Raw genomic sequence first — 16,035 nt, 5'->3', positions numbered from 1 at the left:
AAAGTATTGCTATTTCATATGACGTGACATTCTGCAAGAAGAAGTTCACTCTTTATTATCCTTACTTTTATTTGAACGATAGGAATACCAATTTAACAGTTCTTCTGCATGAGAATGACCGATGTCTTTCACTCTAAACTGTTTTCCAGCAAGACTTGATAAAATCGATACCTTAAATGTAGCTAATTTTCGACGCTTTTGGAAGAAATTCGTCTCGATTTCCAGCGATTGAACCTTCTTACGAGAAACATAGACACGTGTTCTCCCAATTTGCCTAAATTGTAACAGCGCCACGTCATTTTTCACACCAGAAGCAGCATCTCGATAATGAAGATAACCAATCAGAGCAAAGAGCGGTAGCAACAATATCGACATAGCGCCATATGGAACAAAGTAACTAATGACACCTATTGGTAATAGAACGGGGATACAGAATCGAAAAAAATACCTTCTCCTAGCACGAACAGGCAAGGAGACATATTCTTCATGGATCGCTAATTCAGGTAGAATTTCTGCAAGCAACTCGGTAACTTTCTGACGCTTTATAAGCGGAAATAAAATCGTTGAAAACTGTTCATCTTTTCCACCGCCACCACCGCTCTCCACATAAAGCACAGAAAAGCCGAACGGTTGACGAAGAACCCCCTCTACAATGCGTATGGCCTGAATACGATGCACAGGAATCGTTAACTGTCTCTTCTCTAATATCCCTCTATTAATGATTAAATCATTCTCCATTCGAGTGAGAATGAACCCTCCGTACTTCAAAACAGTCCCCAAAACAGAGAAGATCCAGGAGACTAATAATAAAAAGGCAACAGCAAGTAATACAAATGGAAGGGTAGCCTCCATCACTCGCTCTGTCATACTCTCATAAAATGCATCAGGAAGAAGATCATCCACTTGGGAAGCAAAGGCTGCAACGAACGAGATCACTACGCCAATACCGCCCGACGTGGATGCCGCTATAAGTAACTCTTGCCATGAAAGCTTATATTCGAATGTCTTTGGATTTTCTAGTTCTTCCACTTCTTCATCTAATATTGGTTTTCTTTTATCATAAAGTTCACTTCTTAATAACTCTGCATCTTCACGTCTTAGAGCGGACATAACCACTTCAGGTTCGCCACCACCACCAGCGGTTTCAATTTGAACTTTCACAAGACTGAACAAACGTTGAATAAGACCTTCAGAAAAATCAATGGATTGAATTCTTTCACGTGGAATGAATCTTTTCTTTCGAAATATAAAGCCTTGATGAATTCGAAGCTCATTGTTTTCGACTTGATATGTATAAAAAAACCAACCAAGAACACCATTTCCGATCGTAAACAATAAGAGTGCCCCTATTGCTATAACGTGCCACCATTCATAGCCGCTTCCGCCCCCAACAAAAACAAAGAAAATAAGAGGGAGCGCCGCTTCTCTTGCGTATCTTAAAAGGGATAATAACATAGCCACTGGATGAAGACGTTTCTTATTAGACATCTTCTTCCGCCACCCTTGCAAGCACGGAGATACGGTCTCTTAGCTCATCTGCTATGTCATTTGATAGAGCTGGAATCTCGTGAGTCGTTGCTGCAGTAGAAATAGTCACAGATGATAGACGATAAGCTCTTAAAAGTGGGCCCTGTCTTGTATCAACGTGTTGAACTCGAACCATTGGAATCAACGTTCGCTTCACTACAATAACGCCATATTTAAGCTCAATTTCATGTTCTGTTACTTCATACCGCCATTTTGACCATCGTAATCTCGGTAAAATCCAGGTTTGTAATAGGAAAAAGAGCAAAGCAAGTATGCAGCTTATCACCAATGTCCATATAGGAATTGGTACTATCATTAAATGAATAACAAACAGGCCACATAGGAGAGCAATGGCTAGTAAAGAAGCCAGTCCACCAGTAATTTGCCAAACTTTCAATCCTTGTGGATCAATTTGTTTTGAAGGTTCCAGTCGCATTCTTTTCCCCCTTCTACCTCGTATCTTCTATTTTCTTTAAATTAGTATATCATGTTTATTAAGGTCCTCTATCACTAGTTCTAACTGTATTCTTTGTTCCTTCTTCATTCACCTTTTCATTTCATCAAAATCTCACAAAACAAAAAACTTGAGCGACATTCAGCTCAAGTTTTTTCTAAAATCAAAACTATATTAGTCCATAATATTGATTTTTCGATTCTGGCTCATTTCGAGCGAAAAGTCCTTATAAAGGATAAAGGCCCAATAAATTAATAACGTTTATGAGCATGACAGAATTAAAAATGCTTTGATACATATGGTCGTTCGGATTCTCTCATACTAATGATTTCTTTTTGTTCATGATCCCAAATCGATAGTATTTTTGAGTCAGCGTTGTAGAAAGTTAGATGTTGATCTGAACATTGAACAAGCTCACTACTTGGGATAGGGAATTTTTCTTGATGTCCTGTTTTGGAGCATATATAAACGAGCTGATCACTTTTCCCTGTTCGCCCATTGATGCCATGAACAATTAAGCTCCCGTTCCAGGAGTGAATCGTTCTTGGAGAAAAGTCGAGCTTAAAGGAATTTTTTATCTGATAAGAATCATTTAGAAGAAGAATCTGATCTTGATAAGAAGCTGAGATCGATAGTGCAGCAATATATATGCCTTCCTCTGCGATCATCATATTAACTGGAGAATATCCAGCTTCTAGCGGGATCACTTTTTTTCCTTTGTCACCGAATGTTGTTAAAAGAGCTTCATTTCCTTCAACATGGTAAGAAGAAACAATTAGCTGATTTCCTTTTCTTTTTAGATCACAGAAAATGCCATTCACATGCCACTGGTGTGTGATTCGCGGGTCTTCCTTTGCGAACTCATAAATCCATCCATTCCATTCTTCCCCTTCACAAGCTATGCAAACTGACTCAGGATATTCATAGAAACTTGGCTTCCCGTTTACTTGAAATGTTCTCAATTGAGCAAGGTGGTGAACAAAGACATAAACCTCGACATGGTTAGATGAAAGTTGCTTGGTAAACCAATAATTCTGGTTTGAATCCCTTACAACATTAGAAAAGCCTTCTTCACTTGCGATTGGTAGCTTGGGTACATTGACCCGCTCAGATGTTTTAGTATTGTGATGGGCATTTTCACCGGATTTAAGTGCTTTGTTCCCTTGCTCTAACGGCATTCTAAACTCTCCCTTCATAATCAGCTGCCTTCTTCCGTTTAGGCAAGTAGGAAAAAGGATAGATATTTATAACCGATCCTTGCTGTTAGTACTAGTTTAACAAACAATTCGTCAAGGGGGTATTGGGAAATAACAATAACTTTCGTCGGATTAATTAAGCGAATTGTTTCCTACTTTCCCAAGTATTGTGGAATGGACCAGGACTTTACTCCCTATTCAAGCCACTTAACCGGGACATGCTCTCTTTACTACTAGTGAATAAACAGTAGTAGGAGGACGACTTTTACCTTGACACCCTTTCTCTTCTGCATAACAATGATTACGAATCCACTAATTTCAGGAAGGATGAGATTCACTTGGCACGCAACCATGATGAGTATATTCGCAATTTATTTGGAAATGAAGACACAGCACTTCAATCAGTCAATGAAAGCATTCGTAGAAATGGTATGCCCGCAATCTCAATTAAACCTGAAGTAGGACGCTTCCTAGCTCTACTCGTAAGTATTGCAAAACCTCGAAACGTAATGGAAATCGGTGCACTTGGCGGTTATAGTGGCATCATGCTCGCAGGTGCTCTTGAGAAAGAAGGCTCCCTCACATCCCTGGAGTTAGAAGAAACCTACGCCAATGTTGCTAAAGACAACCTCACTAGAGCTGGACTTGGCGATAAAGTGAAGTATGTCATAGGACCCGCTCTTCAAAATATGGAATCTCTCCATAATGCCGGCCAGCAATACGATTTCTTCTTTATTGATGCTGATAAAGTGAACTATCCTAACTATTTTACTATGGCACTAAAATTAGCAACTCCCGGAGCAGTCATCGTAGCTGATAATACCCTTCAAGGTGATAAAGTTTTCGATGAAGATATTCATAGTGAGAATGTGGAAGCTATTCGAACATTTAATAAACAAATAGCAACTGATGATAGAGTTGAGTCCATTCTATTGCCTTTGTGCGATGGCTTAACGATTTGTAGAGTAAAACCTTAACTAGAAGAAATATACAAAAAAGAAGGGAGAGCATTGCTCTCCCTTCTTTTTGTTAGCTGAAAGGCGAAGAAACCGCCTAACATCGCCCTCTTATTTAGAATGCTACGATTGTTCTTCCACGTACTTTGCCATTTAGAATAGAACTCAACACATCAGGTAGTTCATCAAGTGTCACTTCATTTTGAATCGCTTCAAGGTGCTCAGACGGTTTATACTCGTCAGCGGCTTTCTTCCAAATTTCCTTCCGTTTTTCCATTGGACAATAGACAGAGTCAATTCCAAGTAAATTAACTCCTCTTAAAATAAACGGAAAAACAGTTGTAGGAACTTTAGCGCCTGCAGTAAGACCACTTACGGCAACTGCGCCACCGTACATTGTATTACTTAAAACAGCAGCAAGCGTTTCTCCTCCAACGGGATCGACTGCGCCTGCCCACTTCTGCTTGCCAATTGGCTTAAATCCTTCAGGGGCTACTTCTTCTCGACCGATTGTATGTGTCGCACCAAGTTGCTTCAGGTAATCGTATTCTGATTCTTTCCCTGTACTTGCTGCCACTTCATACCCTTTTTTAGCTAGAATAGCAACAGCCATACTTCCTACGCCACCCGTTGCACCTGTCACAAGAACTGGTCCTTTTTCAGGCGTCACACCAGCTTGTTCAAGTTGATACACGGAAAGAGCTGCCGTAAATCCTGCTGTCCCGTATACCATTGCTTCCTTAAAAGACAACCCTTCAGGAAGTGGGACGATCCAATCTGATTTCACCCTTGCATACTCGCTAAACCCACCGTAGTGTGACACGCCTAACTCGTAGCTAGTAACAATGACCCGATCTCCTTCCTTCCAATCTGGATGATCCGATTCAGCAACAACACCTGCAAGATCTATACCAGGGATGTGGGGATATTTCTTAACAATATTTCCCTTTGGATGAGTAGCTAACCCATCTTTATAGTTCACGCTAGAATAATGAACTTTAACTAACACATCTCCTTCAGGAAGATCGTCTTTCGTTAAATTCTTTATCGATACTTCTGTATTCTCATCAACCTTATCAACAACTAAAGCTTTAAATTGATCCATCTAGGATCCCTCCTTCAACTTTCTTTCGGACTCATCTTAACAGAAATTATTCTGACCGGTCAATTAATCTGAATTCTTTAATCACACATATGGTTTGTGTATAATGATCACTGTAAGGAGAGGAATGAGATGAAACGTAAAGCTGAGTTAAAGCGACAGCAGATTATTAAAGCAGCCTATCAAGCCGTCTCTGATAAAGGCTATGAGGCGGTTACACTTCAAGACATAGCTGATTATGCAGACGTAAGTAAAGGCGTCCCGAATTATTATTTCCAGAACAAAGAGGACGTACTTGCTCATCTGCTCGCTCAAATTACCGATCGCATATACGAAAAAGAGAAGCTGGCTGTTGAAAAAGAAACAACTTCAACTAACATGCTTCTGGCATATTTAAATACAGTGTTTGTAGGTCCTAAAGAAAATGAGAAATTCTACCGTGTATATTTAGATTTTCTTGCGCAGGCAACCAAAAACAAACGGTACAGAGAAATAAATGAACGCTTTTATCAAAATTGTTCATCCATCTCTAAAGTGATTCTCGAGCAAGGGAAGAAAGAGGGCGCCTTTCGTACGATTGATAACGAAGAGGCAGGGAGAACAATAAGGGCCATGATAGACGGTTATATGATTCAATGGATGATGACGGGTGACCATATACAACATAGCGCATATAAAACAGCTTGTTACAGAAGCGTGCTTTCCTATATACAAAACTAACTTTTGCTACTTTTCGACCCGTGCTACTTTTCAATGAAAAGCTCCACATTTCCTATTGAACTTCATTCTCTCAAAAAACAAGTCAGCCTTTCACTCTTATTAATAAAACAACTGAGAAAGGACAAGCTAACATCAAGTAAAGGAGGAATGACGTTTGCCTCAGGAGAAAAAACGCGGCATGAAAAAAGAGCTGTCTCAATCTGTTGAACATGCCAACCAAACAAAGCCTTCCACTAAACAAAAAAGCAAAAAAATCACAGAGTAAAACCGGGCCAAGCACGCCCGGTTTTACTTTAGTTTAAACGTAGATTGATCAATTAGTTCAACATCACTTCTTTGTCTAATTCTCTCCATCAGTTGAAAGAGCGCTGCATCTTTTTGCTTGGCTTCAATCATACAATCAATTTGGTCTGTGCTACCTTTGACTTCATTTAGAAAAGAAAAGAACCAATCAACATCTACATAATCAGCATGACTTCGAAAATCCTCTTCACTCTTAGGAGAAGAAATATGCATCTTAACAGGTAGTGAAGAGTCTCTCCAAGTATTAACCACTCTCCCCCATTCTGTCACCCAATCTTTTGTTTTATGACACGCCACATGATGATGATAATCAAAAACGAGCGGCACGTTTAACTTCTCACATAAATAAAGAGTATCTAGGAGCGTAAACGTTGTATCATCATTCTCTAAAATAATGGTTTGTTGTATTTTGTGTGGGGTATACATCCAATTATGGATAAACCGTTCAAGTGATTTCTCCTTATCATCATAGGCTCCTCCTACATGAAGGACACACCGATGTGTTGAAGGAAGTCCCATTTCTTCAAGAAGGCGCACGTGCAAAGAAAGCATTTGAATCGATGCTTGTAAAATTTCTTTCTTAGGTGAATTAAGTAAGACGAAATGATCCGGGTGAAAGTCCACCCTCATTTTTTCTCTAATTGCAAAATCACCTACCTGTTTCAACGATTTCTTTAGTGGAGAAAGATAATCCCACCCTTCAAGGGCTTCATGATTGGCAAGCGGGATTAGCCTTGAGCTAAAGCGAAAAAAATGAATCTCGTTCCCTTTATTGTGCTTAAGAAGACGTAGGCAGTTCTCAAGATTTGAAATTGCAATCCGCTCCAGTTTCCGAATAGCAGCTTCTCTATCTTGGATTTTTTGAAATTGAGCATATGTCATCGTCTGAGACGGAGAGCTGTTATTCAGTTCTGTACTCATTGCGACATACCCTAGCCGAATAATTGTCATTCCATTCTCACCTCCAAACATCTTTCTATTAGGCTCTCCATTCCATTCTTAATTCATTAGCCACAACTTACGTTCGATTAGACGTTGAAGCGTGGTACAATAGACATAATACCTGGATGCGGGTAATAACAAAAAAGGGGTAATTGTATGGCAACTCGAATCATTACTGACAGCAGCGTCGACTTCCCTGAAGAACTGCTAAATGAATTGAACGTAACGGTCGTTCCACTCAACCTTCTCTTTGGTGAAGAAGAATACAAAGCTGGAGTAGATCTTGATACGCAAACGTTCTACCAAAAACTAAAAAAATCGAAAGAACTTCCTAAGTCCTCTGCCCCAGCACCACAGGACTTTCTTACAAAATTTGAAGAAGCAAGTCCTGAGGACGATATTCTTGTTATAGCGCTGTCCGGAGCATTAAGCACTACTTATGACAATGCTGTACTTGCAAAGAAAATGTTTCATGAGGAACATCCTGACAGGAAAATCGAAGTCATCAATTCAAAAACAGCCTCATCAGGTCTTGGGATCATTGTTTATCACGTTGCAGAAATGGCTCGTGACGGCGAAACCTTTGAATCCATCGTTGAACAAGCATATGAATACACAGAAGATACGCTAACAATGTTTTTATTAGACACCCTTGAGAACGTTATCAAGGGGGGACGCCTCGATCGTGTAAGAGGAACGATTGCTTCTGCCTTGAATATTAAATTACTTATGAAGGCAAGTGATGACGATGGTTCACTTGAGGTCCTTGATAAAATCCGCGGAAACAAGCGAGCAGTACGCCAGTTCATACAAAAAATTGGCGAGTATGGGCATAATTTTGAGGATAAAGTCATTGCTGTAGCTCATAGTAATTGTGAGGATAAAGCAAAAGCATTAATCGAGCAAATTCAAGAACGCTATAAATTTAAAAACGTCATCCTTTCGACGATGGGGCCGCTTATTGGCACTTATGCTGGCGAAGGTGGCCTTCTTGTCGCATTCAAGAAAAATTAATATCCATTTAGGGAGCGCATTTTGCGCTCTTTTTTTTGGATAAATCTATGTTTGCTCATATTGTTGATTACTCAAATGAGCCAAAAATCAATAACATTCATTACCATTGCCTTGAATAAAATAAAAATTTAAAATAAAAAAACGCTTTCTTTACAGGAAATGAATGACCATTCATCGAAATGTGTTCAAAACAAAGAAGTGTGGTGAGCAGTTATGAAATGGGAAAAATTATTTAAACCAATTCAATTAAGGAGATTAACCCTGCCGAACAGAGTAATGATGGGATCCATGCACCTTGGAATGGAAGGTAATAAGGATCAAGAGGATGCTCTCATTTCGTTTTATACTGAACGGTCAGGAGAGAACGGGCCAGGTCTCATTGTCACAGGAGGGATTTCTGTTTCACCTGAAGGCGATGGTGGACACCATTTTCTAGGATTCTATCGAGACGATGATCTTCGAGTCATGAAACGATTAACAAGCAGCGTGCATACAGCAAATGGGCGTATTGCGGCACAGCTTTTTCATGCTGGACGATATGCTTACTCTGAGATGAACGGCATTCCGTCTGTCGCTCCATCTCCTATCAAATCGCCCATACACAGAGAAACTCCCCAGGAACTAAATGAACTTGATATTCTTAATTTACTTGAATCCTATGCAGAAGCTGCCAGGAAAGCGAAAGAGGTTGGATTTGACGCAGTAGAAATCATGGGCTCTGAAGGATATTTAATCAATCAATTCCTATCACCAAGAACAAATAAGCGAGCAGATAAATGGGGCGGAAACTTTGAGAATCGCACCCGTTTTGCAATCGAAGTCCTTAAAGCAGTTCGAAAAACAGTCGGAGAGGATTATCCAGTGATTTTTCGTATGTCTGGACTCGATTTAGTACCCGACTCCTCAACACCAGAAGAAACCGTTCAACTAGCTACAAAATTAGAGGCCCATGGCGCTGATATTCTAAACATTGGAATCGGTTGGCACGAATCAACAGTCCCAACGATTTCAATGATGGTGCCTCGTGCTGGTTTTATTGAACCCGCTCTACAAATTAAAGAAGCGGTGACCATCCCGGTGATTGGAAGTAATCGAATTAATGACCCGGTTCTAGCTGAAGAGTTACTTCAGAAACTCGATATGGTCTCAATGGCTAGACCTTTCCTGGCCGATCCACATCTATTAGTGAAGGCGAAGGAACAAGCACTTGATCAGATCAACACATGCATCGCTTGTAACCAGGCATGCCTTGATCATGCCTTCGAAGGCAAAGCCGTCTCTTGTCTTGTTAATCCCAGGGCTGGCAGAGAGCACAAGTGGACCATTAAGAAAGCTGAAAATATAAAAAAAGTTATTGTGCTCGGTGGAGGCGTCGCTGGCATGGAAGCTACAAGAGCTCATGCTGAATTAGGTCATAGCGTGATACTTTATGAGGCGAGCTCTGCGCTTGGTGGGCAGTTTAACCTGGCTAGAAAAATTCCAATCAAGAAAGAATTTGATGAAACCATTCGCTACTATACAACGGAACTAAACCGATTAGGCGTTAAGATTTATTTAAATCATAAACCAACAGAACAAGAGCTTTTAAATCATTCACCAGATCTTGTTGTGGTAGCAACTGGTGTGACACCACGGCAACCGGTTATTCCGGGTATTGAACACTCCATCGCTTATCCAGACGTTCTTTCTGGTAATGTGGCTGTGGGCAGAAATGTGATTATCATTGGGGCCGGTGGCATCGGATGCGATGTGTCTCATTTCTTAATCGAAAAAGGAATCAATAACATTCTCCTTCTAAGACGTAATGGAAAAATGGGTGAAGGCCTTGGCAAAACAACTAAATGGGCGATGTTGCAGGATTTAAAACAAAATGGTGTGAAGTTTCGAACGAATCTCTCATATGAAGAAATGACAAAGGATGGTCTTACAATCAGAAATGCAGAGACAGGCGAGAAAGAATTTCTCGAAGCCGACACCATCATTCTCGCAGCTGGGCAGGAATCGAATATACCCCGTGAATGCGAATTGCTTTCACAAAAAGGTGTTGATATCGCAGTTATCGGTGGCGCTCGTCTTGCTGGTGAGCTAGATGCGAAACGCGCCATTTATGAAGGTGCTAAAATCGCGTTTGAACCCGAAACCATATCGATTAACTAGCTAGGTCCCAAAACGAAAAGAAGAGACGCCAGAGAGCGCCTTTTCTTTTCGTTCTATATCAATTCCAAATCATACGTTTAAGAAAAGGCACACTATAAACCGTACCTTCTAACTGCTCTATGATCCAATCTTCCTCTTCCTTCAACCAGTTTCGAATAAACTTAGCAGATTTCTCATGCTCTTCAATCGTCATAAACTGAAAAATTTCTTTCGACTTCTCAACCTTTTTCTCTTTCAGTGTTCCATCCAATGCTTTTAAACCAAGCTGAGCTCGATCCGGATGATAACGGTGCAATATCACTCTTGAATAATGAAGCATAACTTGATTTAACATATGAACAGACCAAATATCGTTTCCTCTTCTTCTGGACTTCTCGTATTGAAATAAGAAAAAAGCTGTATCATCCACGTGATTGATAAACTCCTGCCTCGATAAGGTTAACTCCTCATTAAAATGACTCAACCGATTGTTGGGATCATAAATCACTTTGCAATAATCTTTCTCTACCAACGATTCCGCTGTCACTGTAAATAAATCAAGATGGAGCATATTATCGAACACAGCGATGATCTGTGGAGCAATAATGAAAATTTCATCATAAAAGAGAAGATTAGCATATGCTTCTAAATGATGCTTTCGATTCTTAAGAAACAACTCCACATCGTTCTCTTCTACAAGACAATAAAGATCAACATCCGAATTTTCATCATGTTCGTTTCGCCCCATGGATCCTTTAAGGAAAATTGCTTTTACGAGAGGATCTTGCTCCAGACTGTTAGATATCAGTCGAACTGCTTCTTCTTGCTTCACTCCCTCACCTCATTTTTACATTTTTTAGATATTAAATCATTATATAGGGATTGGAAGTAAATAGACAAGAAAAAAAGAATGCTTATATGCACTCCTTATCCTAATTTATCACCTTTTTTCACTTTTTGATCAGGCTGTATTAGCACGACTCCTTCATCTCCGTATACGCCTAATACAAGTACTTCAGACATATAATCTGCAATTTGCCGTGGGGGGAAATTCACCACTGCCATCACCTGTTTACCGATTAAATCATCCTGGTTATACAGGTCCTTAATTTGTGCACTGGACTTCTTGATACCAATTTCCTCCCCCAGATCTACCTTTAATTGATAAGCTGGTTTTCTAGCCTTTTTAAAATCATTCACTTCAATAATTTCCCCAACACGAATATCAAGTTTCATAAAATCATCAAACGTCGCCACTTCATCCACCCTGCCTTTTCATCTAAGTATAGTATCATTTTCTTTCAATACCTCTACCATTTGTTTCTCGAGATGATTTTAAAATCCTTCTTATTCCAATCTCTTCTCCATAAAAAGATGAATCCCGCTATGAATTTCATCCTCACTTTTGTGTCGCTCTCCAAATAAGAATGAAGAATAACACTCTACTAGGAAGCGATCGCTCTCTTCAAATTGTATAGCGTATAGTTCAGATAGGGTGAGGGGGTATTGTGAAGTCTTGAAGAACTGTTCGATGCGAAGGGCGTACATGATGTCATTTAATAATTCGTAGTGGTTGATTGGTGGCACACACTGTTGCAAGCGAGTATCAATAGACTGTAGCAGGCTCATAAGACCAACCTTGATTTTATTTCTTGAAGGAAGGACAAAAGGTGTTTCTCCAAATACATTTAATTGCTCAAAACAAGGAGCCACATACTCTTTTGACCCATCAGCCATTTCACTAAATTCCTGTAGACTAACTTCTCTTAGATCAAGTGAAATACCCGTTAGTTCAGGGAGACATGGCGACTTACTTGGGAGCTCCTTATAAAAACACCAGATATCCAGATCGGAATATGGACCAGCTTCCCCTCTAGCAAAGCTACCAGTCAAAACAATCCCAGATAACGATGGTTGTTTCAATCGGACAACAAGTCGTTTAGCGTATTTTTCAATCATTATTGGAGTAAGTAGTGGATTTCGCATCTCTTTTTCTCCTTTTCACCGAGACCCTAAGAAGGAGCTAGCAAGTATGAAGCTGTTCTTTATAGTTAAAAGCAAGTTCTTTGTTTTATAAACAATCATCCCGCTAGTTTGTAAGGAAACGGTACACCGTATGAATAACCTCATCCCGATCCTCCCCGTGGCAGATCAAATGCTTTGAATTCTCCATCAATCTAACCTGTTTCTCATCCGAACGAATCAACTGATAAATCGTATCAGCGGTTTTATAAGGTACCATTCCATCAAGCTTTCCCTGTAAAATGATCGTTGGAATAGAGACCTGTTCGAAGGATGGCTTGAGGTGTTGGACAAGCTTTCGAAATTCTAATGAAGCAAGGAGTGGCGTTGTCTTTACCTTTTTGCTATAGCGAATGAATAACTCATTCTGAAGAAGCTTTCCTCTGCATAGATCAGTCATCATTTCTCTTATATCCTTCACCATTTGAAAAGGATGGATATACTGTATAGCTGCACTTAATAATACTAATTTATCGATTTGGTACTTCGTTGCTAAATAGCCTGCAAGAACGCCCCCCATTGAAAACCCAATGAGATAAATCGTGTCGCACCTTTCTAATAACTGTACTAAATATTCCTCAGCTGTATCTACCCACTGTTGAAAGGTAATCCCTTTAAGTGAATCGTTCTCACCGTGTCCTGGAAGTGTCGGTGATGCTACAACCCAATCCGTTTGACTTCGAAAATAATTTGCCAAAGGTTCAACCTCAAATGGTGACCCTGTAAATCCATGTATGAGCAAACAACCAATCATGTTTGTCCTCTCACCTTTCCTTCTGTCGTTACCACTTTATATTCCCATCAGAAGAAAAAGTTAATCGCTTGTTGCCCATACATATCATTCCTATTACTTAAATGATGTTCTTGAATCTTTCCGAACATGAACCTTTAGTGAAGGCGGTTCAAATTCTTCACGAAGAGATGTAGAGCAATTCGGACAAATCACCGCTTTCGAAGGTATCGGTGTACAGCAAAACGGGCATTCTTTTCTAGTCATAGAATTAATAGGATCCTGTCCTGGTTTTCGCCATCTATTCAACTGACGAACGACAAGAAACACCGAAAAGAAAATGATTAAAAAGCGAATGGACGTTGTAAGGAAAACTCCATAATTGATTGTTGCCGCCCCGGCTTCTTTTGCATCAGAGAGAGAAGGATAATAATGCCCATTTAAACTAATAAAAAGATCGGAAAAATTAATTCTCGCTAATAGTAGACCTACAGGTGGAAGTATTATATCTGAAACAAGCGAATCGATAAAATTACTAAACGCTGCGCCTAGGACAATTCCAATTCCCATATCAGCCGCGTTACCTCTAATAGCGAAATGACGAAATTCATTTAATAGACCGATGGAAATTCACTCCTTTATCCTCGCTCTACACAATATGTATGCTTCATTAATACAAGCTATGAATTTTTCTAATACTCGCAACTTTTCTTTAATTAATTTTAAAAGCGAAGAAAGTCACTTAGATGATATAATGTCTATTTGCGACTATAGTCTAACATCAAGGAGTGAACAATAATGACATTTGCACTAGCCTGGTCAAAGGCTAATCCATTAATTGAGGATCCGATGGCTGTATTTGTCTATCTAACGGTTGTAGTTGGAGCAATCTTCATGCTTGGCGAATCAAAAAACAACGTTCTGCAGAAGATATTTCATTATGCCCCACCGTTAATTTGGACATACTTTATCCCAATGCTATCAACGACATTTGCGATTATTCCGCAAGAGTCGACTTTATATGGCTTCGTTTCTACGTATATTCTTCCAGTTGGGCTCCTGCTGTTATTATTATCAGCTAACGTCCCAGCTACGTTAAGATTAGGACCAAAAGCCTTATTAATGTTCCTAGCAGGAACAATCGGTGTTATTATCGGCGGGCCGATTGCGCTAGCCATCTTCCAACCTTGGCTACCTGCTGACGCATGGACAGGAGTTGCTGCTCTCGCAGGAAGTTGGATTGGCGGCTCAGCGAATATGGCTGCAATGATTGAAGCAGTGGGGACACCGAAAGAAATTCTTTCCCCAATTATTGTCGTTGACACTGTTGTCGGCTATAGCTGGATGGGGATTATGATTTTCCTAGCAGGATTCCAGCACAAGTTTAACAAATGGAACAAAGCGGACGATTCCGTTATTCAAAGTGTGAATAAGGAAATGAATGATATTCAACGTAAGAATGAACGCCCAATTCAAGTACCTCAGCTACTAGGATTACTTGGACTTGGCTTTGGTGTCTCTTATATTGTATTGAAAATTTCCGAGAATCTTCCACAATCAGCTGTTCTTTCTACAACAACATGGACAGTCATGATTATTTCTGCCATCGGTATTTTGTTCTCATTCACTCCTATTAAAAAGCTAGAGGGTTATGGCGCTAGTAAAGTCGGCTATACAGCCATTTATCTTTTGCTTGCAACAATAGGGGCAAGAGCGGATCTTACTTATGTAGTGGATTCACCACAATATGTTTTAATGGGCATTGTGTGGCTCAGTATTCATATTCTTGTTATTTTCATCGCAGCGCGCTTATTACGTGCCCCTCTTTTCTTTGTAGCCGTAGGTTCACAAGGAAATATTGGTGGGACAAGCTCGGCACCAATCGTTGCCTCTGTTTTCCAACCTTCACTTGCTCCTGTTGGACTTTTGATGGGAATTGTAGGTAATGTTGTCGGTAGCTACGCAGCGGTTCTCTGTGCGCAATTGGCCAAGATGGTCGCCACAATGTTGCTCTAGAACCTTAATCTAGAAAGTTAAAAACCGTTCTCCTAAATGGAGAACGGTTTTTTCATTATCCTTGGGATGTTGGACGCACTAGTACTTCATTGATCGATACACTGTCAGGTTGACCAACAGCATAATAAACGGCATCAGCAATCGCCTCTGGATCTAGTGGATCAAGACCATTTGGTCCGCGATTGTTCAACTTCTCTTGAACATCTTCATCTGTAATTGTGTTCGTTAACTCTGTTGCAACAGCCCCTGGTGATATGATCGTTGCACGAATATTTGTTGAAGGAGACATTTCCTTACGCAGTCCTTCTGTAATCGCTCGTACAGCAAATTTCGTACCACAATACACTGCACCAGCTGGCATAATTTCATGACCGGCAACAGAAGATACATTAATAATATGTCCAGATTTTCTTTCTTCCATATGTGGAAGAACTCCGGCAATACCGTAGAGGACACCTTTTATATTCACATCAACCATCTTATCCCACTCATCAATCTTAAGCTTATTCATGAATGATAGTGGCATCAATCCTGCGTTATTGATCATGACGTCAATCTGTCCATAATGCTCAATGGTTTTATCGGCAAGAGCCTGCATTTGTTCCCTTGAAGTTACGTCTGTTGTTTGAATAATTGCTTCTCCGCCATTGTTCGTAATATCGTTCTTTAATTCTTCAAGGCGGTCCTCACGTCGAGCTGCAAGAACAACTTTTGCGCCGTCTCCTGCAAGTTTCTTCGCCGTTGCTTCGCCGATTCCACTGCTTGCTCCAGTAATAATAACTACTTTTCCATTAATATGACTCATGATTCTCCACCTTTCGTTTTATCCTCACATCTCTAGTTCCCGGTTGAATGACGTGTAAACATTCCAATGTTTTATTGTATACAAAAAGCACCCTCATAGGGTGCTTTAGTAT

Annotated in this window: 16 protein-coding genes; 5 read left to right on the top strand and 11 right to left on the bottom strand. The window is 40.1% G+C overall.

Features of this window, described 5'->3' with window-relative positions:
• Nucleotides 1–45: 45 nt before the first annotated feature.
• From AC0VYO_RS01260 to AC0VYO_RS01250, 3 genes are all read right to left on the bottom strand, one after another.
• Nucleotides 46–1,488, bottom strand: coding sequence for a PH domain-containing protein (locus AC0VYO_RS01260; RefSeq protein ID WP_475368298.1), 1,443 nt, complete (start codon nucleotides 1,486–1,488; stop codon nucleotides 46–48).
• Nucleotides 1,481–1,963, bottom strand: a complete 483-nt coding sequence (locus AC0VYO_RS01255) for a PH domain-containing protein (protein WP_475366317.1) — start codon at nucleotides 1,961–1,963, stop codon at nucleotides 1,481–1,483. The genes AC0VYO_RS01260 and AC0VYO_RS01255 overlap by 8 nt, the downstream gene beginning before the upstream one ends.
• A 296-nt stretch (nucleotides 1,964–2,259) precedes the next feature.
• Nucleotides 2,260–3,159, bottom strand: a complete 900-nt coding sequence (locus tag AC0VYO_RS01250) for a hypothetical protein (protein ID WP_430241938.1) — start codon at nucleotides 3,157–3,159, stop codon at nucleotides 2,260–2,262.
• Nucleotides 3,160–3,515: 356 nt separating this feature from the next.
• On the opposite strand from AC0VYO_RS01250, the gene AC0VYO_RS01245 reads away from it, so the two are divergent.
• Nucleotides 3,516–4,154, top strand: a complete 639-nt coding sequence (locus AC0VYO_RS01245; RefSeq protein WP_430241940.1) for an O-methyltransferase — start codon at nucleotides 3,516–3,518, stop codon at nucleotides 4,152–4,154.
• Between the two features lie 94 nt (nucleotides 4,155–4,248).
• Here AC0VYO_RS01245 and AC0VYO_RS01240 read toward each other — a convergent pair whose 3' ends face one another.
• Nucleotides 4,249–5,238 (bottom strand): NADPH:quinone oxidoreductase family protein, encoded by a 990-nt coding sequence (locus AC0VYO_RS01240; RefSeq protein WP_430241942.1) that lies wholly within the window; start codon nucleotides 5,236–5,238, stop codon nucleotides 4,249–4,251.
• 129 nt (nucleotides 5,239–5,367) lie between these two features.
• Between AC0VYO_RS01240 and AC0VYO_RS01235 the strand changes: the two genes are divergently transcribed.
• Nucleotides 5,368–5,955, top strand: coding sequence for a TetR/AcrR family transcriptional regulator (locus AC0VYO_RS01235; protein ID WP_430241944.1), 588 nt, complete (start codon nucleotides 5,368–5,370; stop codon nucleotides 5,953–5,955).
• Between the two features lie 288 nt (nucleotides 5,956–6,243).
• Here the strand turns inward: AC0VYO_RS01235 and uvsE are convergent, their stop codons facing one another.
• Nucleotides 6,244–7,209, bottom strand: coding sequence for a UV DNA damage repair endonuclease UvsE (gene uvsE, locus AC0VYO_RS01230; protein WP_475366315.1), 966 nt, complete (start codon nucleotides 7,207–7,209; stop codon nucleotides 6,244–6,246).
• 147 nt (nucleotides 7,210–7,356) lie between these two features.
• On the opposite strand from uvsE, the gene AC0VYO_RS01225 reads away from it, so the two are divergent.
• Both AC0VYO_RS01225 and AC0VYO_RS01220 read left to right on the top strand, forming a co-directional pair.
• A complete protein-coding gene (locus AC0VYO_RS01225) occupies nucleotides 7,357–8,214 on the top strand; it encodes a DegV family protein (protein WP_194222510.1) in 858 nt (285 codons plus the stop codon).
• 213 nt (nucleotides 8,215–8,427) lie between these two features.
• Nucleotides 8,428–10,371 carry an oxidoreductase gene (locus tag AC0VYO_RS01220; protein ID WP_475366314.1) on the top strand — a complete coding sequence of 648 codons (1,944 nt, stop codon included), beginning with the start codon at nucleotides 8,428–8,430 and terminating at the stop codon, nucleotides 10,369–10,371.
• Nucleotides 10,372–10,429: 58 nt separating this feature from the next.
• Here AC0VYO_RS01220 and AC0VYO_RS01215 read toward each other — a convergent pair whose 3' ends face one another.
• The 5 genes from AC0VYO_RS01215 to mscL form a co-directional block, all read right to left on the bottom strand.
• Nucleotides 10,430–11,182, bottom strand: a complete 753-nt coding sequence (locus AC0VYO_RS01215) for a nucleotidyltransferase domain-containing protein (RefSeq protein ID WP_475368297.1) — start codon at nucleotides 11,180–11,182, stop codon at nucleotides 10,430–10,432.
• A gap of 95 nt (nucleotides 11,183–11,277) precedes the next feature.
• Entirely contained in the window at nucleotides 11,278–11,607 is a 330-nt protein-coding gene (locus tag AC0VYO_RS01210; protein WP_194222513.1) for a tRNA-binding protein, read from the bottom strand.
• A gap of 90 nt (nucleotides 11,608–11,697) precedes the next feature.
• On the bottom strand, nucleotides 11,698–12,336 hold the full coding sequence (locus AC0VYO_RS01205) for a nucleotidyltransferase domain-containing protein (RefSeq protein WP_430241952.1): 639 nt from the start codon (nucleotides 12,334–12,336) through the stop codon (nucleotides 11,698–11,700).
• Between the two features lie 103 nt (nucleotides 12,337–12,439).
• Nucleotides 12,440–13,126 (bottom strand): alpha/beta hydrolase, encoded by a 687-nt coding sequence (locus AC0VYO_RS01200; protein ID WP_475366311.1) that lies wholly within the window; start codon nucleotides 13,124–13,126, stop codon nucleotides 12,440–12,442.
• 93 nt (nucleotides 13,127–13,219) lie between these two features.
• Nucleotides 13,220–13,726 carry a large conductance mechanosensitive channel protein MscL gene (gene mscL / locus AC0VYO_RS01195; RefSeq protein ID WP_475367438.1) on the bottom strand — a complete coding sequence of 169 codons (507 nt, stop codon included), beginning with the start codon at nucleotides 13,724–13,726 and terminating at the stop codon, nucleotides 13,220–13,222.
• A gap of 174 nt (nucleotides 13,727–13,900) precedes the next feature.
• On the opposite strand from mscL, the gene AC0VYO_RS01190 reads away from it, so the two are divergent.
• The gene (locus AC0VYO_RS01190; RefSeq protein ID WP_194222516.1) at nucleotides 13,901–15,118 is read left to right on the top strand and encodes a DUF819 family protein; all 1,218 of its coding nucleotides are present in this window, start codon (nucleotides 13,901–13,903) and stop codon (nucleotides 15,116–15,118) included.
• A gap of 55 nt (nucleotides 15,119–15,173) precedes the next feature.
• Here AC0VYO_RS01190 and AC0VYO_RS01185 read toward each other — a convergent pair whose 3' ends face one another.
• Entirely contained in the window at nucleotides 15,174–15,923 is a 750-nt protein-coding gene (locus tag AC0VYO_RS01185) for an SDR family oxidoreductase (RefSeq protein ID WP_194222517.1), read from the bottom strand.
• Between the last annotated feature and the right edge of the window lie 112 nt (nucleotides 15,924–16,035).

The organism is Anaerobacillus sp. 63XJN7_4_ISO-PGPR-S23-413 (assembly GCF_056173725.1).
This window is presented reverse-complemented; position numbering and strand designations above follow the sequence as displayed.

What these genes read in the sequence shown, in the direction of transcription:
- AC0VYO_RS01260 (WP_475368298.1), bottom strand. Translation starts at nt 1,488, where the DNA reads ATGTCTAATAAGAAACGTCTTCATCCAGTGGCTATGTTATTATCCCTT.
- AC0VYO_RS01255 (WP_475366317.1), bottom strand. Translation starts at nt 1,963, where the DNA reads ATGCGACTGGAACCTTCAAAACAAATTGATCCACAAGGATTGAAAGTT.
- AC0VYO_RS01250 (WP_430241938.1), bottom strand. Translation starts at nt 3,159, where the DNA reads ATGCCGTTAGAGCAAGGGAACAAAGCACTTAAATCCGGTGAAAATGCC.
- AC0VYO_RS01240 (WP_430241942.1), bottom strand. Translation starts at nt 5,238, where the DNA reads ATGGATCAATTTAAAGCTTTAGTTGTTGATAAGGTTGATGAGAATACA.
- AC0VYO_RS01235 (WP_430241944.1), top strand. Translation starts at nt 5,368, where the DNA reads ATGAAACGTAAAGCTGAGTTAAAGCGACAGCAGATTATTAAAGCAGCC.
- uvsE (WP_475366315.1), bottom strand. Translation starts at nt 7,209, where the DNA reads ATGACAATTATTCGGCTAGGGTATGTCGCAATGAGTACAGAACTGAAT.
- AC0VYO_RS01225 (WP_194222510.1), top strand. Translation starts at nt 7,357, where the DNA reads ATGGCAACTCGAATCATTACTGACAGCAGCGTCGACTTCCCTGAAGAA.
- AC0VYO_RS01220 (WP_475366314.1), top strand. Translation starts at nt 8,428, where the DNA reads ATGAAATGGGAAAAATTATTTAAACCAATTCAATTAAGGAGATTAACC.
- AC0VYO_RS01205 (WP_430241952.1), bottom strand. Translation starts at nt 12,336, where the DNA reads ATGCGAAATCCACTACTTACTCCAATAATGATTGAAAAATACGCTAAA.
- AC0VYO_RS01200 (WP_475366311.1), bottom strand. Translation starts at nt 13,126, where the DNA reads ATGATTGGTTGTTTGCTCATACATGGATTTACAGGGTCACCATTTGAG.
- AC0VYO_RS01190 (WP_194222516.1), top strand. Translation starts at nt 13,901, where the DNA reads ATGACATTTGCACTAGCCTGGTCAAAGGCTAATCCATTAATTGAGGAT.
- AC0VYO_RS01185 (WP_194222517.1), bottom strand. Translation starts at nt 15,923, where the DNA reads ATGAGTCATATTAATGGAAAAGTAGTTATTATTACTGGAGCAAGCAGT.